This is a genomic window from Meiothermus hypogaeus, from assembly GCF_003574035.1.
Lineage (GTDB): Bacteria > Deinococcota > Deinococci > Deinococcales > Thermaceae > Meiothermus > Meiothermus hypogaeus.
The window spans coordinates 1-2,098 of record NZ_QWKY01000156.1; the positions used below are offsets into that span (position 1 = coordinate 1).

Genomic DNA, 2,098 nt, shown 5'->3' on the forward strand with positions numbered 1-2,098 from the left:
CGCGGATAACTTCCAAGGGGCGGTATCGCCCTCCGCTACGCGGATAACTTCCAAGGGGCGGTATCGCCCTCCGCTACGCGGATAACTTCCAAGGGGCGGTATCGCCCTCCGCTACGCGGATAACTTCGGTCGGGTTAGTTCGCCACCCTTTGGTGACTAACTAACCGAAGCTGGTATGAGGCCAACCCGCTACATTGCACCTGCTCGAGGCTTTTGGGTATGGTGCTCTGAGGAGGCCCTATGTTGCTATTGCTTACTTTTGTTGGCAGTCTGGCTTTGCTGCTGGTGGCGGCGCGCTTGTTTACAGGGGCTGCCGAGCGTATCGGCCTGGCTTTAGGTCTGTCTGGCTTTATGGTGGGCGTGATTATCGTGGGTGTGGGCACTTCGCTGCCCGAACTCATCACCGGGCTTTTCTCGGTAAGCCAGGGAGTCTCCCAGATTGTGAGCGGCAACGTGCTGGGGGCCAACGTTTCCAACCTGCTCCTGATCCTGGGGGTCAGCACAGTGTTTTCGGTGCTGCGATCGGTATACCTGGGCGAGGCCTATATCGCCATTGACCTGCACTTTCTGGTGGGCTCGGCTTTTGTGTTGGGGGTGGCGATGTCGGACGGGGTAGTGGGCCGGGTCGAGGGCCTATGCTTGCTGGCCGTCTATGGGGTCTATGTGGCCTATTTGCTGAAAGAAGGTAGCAGCGGGTCCAACGGTGCAGCGCGCTCCCCCATTGCCCTGCGCGATGTGCTGCAGGTGGTGTTTAGTGCGGTGGGCATCTACTTTGGGGCCGAATGGACGGTGAACAGCCTCCAGGGTCTGGCCACTGTCCTGGGCGTGCCGACAGCCATTGTGGCCGTTACGGTTCTGGCCCTGGGCACGACCCTGCCCGAGCTGGTGGTGAGCATTACCGCCGCTCGGCAGGGCAAAGCCTCGCTGGCGGTGGGCAACATCCTGGGCTCTTGTGTGTTCAATGCGCTGGTGGTGGTGGGGGCGGGGGCTGTCTACGGTACGGTTAAGGCGCCGCCCGAACTTACAGAGTTTGCCCTGCCCTTTGTGGTGGGCGCTTCGCTGTTGTTTTATTTACTGGTGCAGGACAGGCGTATCTCGAGCTGGGAGGGCATGCTGTTTTTGGTGATGTATGCGCTGTTTATCCTCGAGATCAGCGGCCTGGCCTAGACTTTGCCCTGAAGCATCTCCTGAATCTGCCGAGGCGAGGGCACAAACCCGGCCACAAGAACCTCTTCTCCCACCACCAGTGCCGGGGTCTGCACCACGCCATAGGCCAGAATCTCGGGGATTTCGGTGATTTTTTGCACCTCGAGGGGTTTGCCCATGCGTTCCAGGGCCTGTTTCACATGATTCTCAAGCAGGTTGCAGCGCTGGCAACCGGGCCCCAGTACCTTGATGGTGGCCTGTCTTCCTGCTTGTGGCATGTTGGCTTCGATATTCATGTTTGCCTCCTATAAAACTGCGTTGAAAAGGTAGCCGGTCAGGCCAATGCCCAGCCCCACCACCAAGACCCAGATTGCTATCAGGCGCAGCTTGAGCACCTGCCGCAGCAAGATCATCTCCGGGAGCGAGAGGGCCACCACTGCCATCATGAACGAGAGCAGCGTACCCATCGGTATACCTTTCTGGTGCAAGACTTCCACCAGGGGTAGAATGCCTGCCGCGTTGGAATAAAGGGGGATGCCCAGGAGCACCGCCACCGGCACTGCTAGAGGGTTATCGGCCCCCGCGTAGCGAGCAAACAGTTCGGCGGGAACCCAGCCGTGAATCACCGCCCCCAGCCCGATGCCCAGGAGTACGTAGGGCCAGATTTTGCCCAGGATGTTCTTGACTTCCTCCACCCCTAGCGCAAAGCGAGCTTCCCAGCCCATGTGACGGGAGGGGTCAAAGGAAGTGCTGCCTACTTTAGAAAAAGGAGGGGGTGTGGGGGAGCTATAATCCCCCAGTTTTCAAACCGGGGATACATGGACTCCCCCACGTGCTCCGAGAGAGCACACAGCATGGTGAGCGGTGGATGTGTTGTACAATCTCCTTGGGGACAGCGTTCCCCGCGCACCTTGAAACTTGGAGTAGGGGGTTCCATCGGGTAGTCCGATGG

The 2,098-nt window shown here is 59.3% G+C and carries 3 protein-coding genes; 1 reads left to right on the top strand and 2 read right to left on the bottom strand.

The window, feature by feature from the left end; all coding sequences use genetic code 11:
- Positions 1–240: 240 nt before the first annotated feature.
- A complete protein-coding gene (locus Mhypo_RS17625; RefSeq protein ID WP_119342512.1) occupies positions 241–1,167 on the top strand; it encodes a sodium:calcium antiporter in 927 nt (308 codons plus the stop codon).
- On the opposite strand, the gene Mhypo_RS17630 is transcribed toward Mhypo_RS17625, so the two are convergent.
- Positions 1,164–1,442: a thioredoxin family protein gene (locus Mhypo_RS17630; RefSeq protein WP_206074956.1), complete on the bottom strand. Its 279-nt coding sequence runs from the start codon at positions 1,440–1,442 to the stop codon at positions 1,164–1,166. The genes Mhypo_RS17625 and Mhypo_RS17630 overlap by 4 nt on opposite strands.
- Positions 1,443–1,451: 9 nt before the next feature.
- A complete protein-coding gene (locus Mhypo_RS17635) occupies positions 1,452–1,871 on the bottom strand; it encodes a permease (protein WP_119342513.1) in 420 nt (139 codons plus the stop codon).
- Positions 1,872–2,098 lie beyond the last annotated feature (227 nt).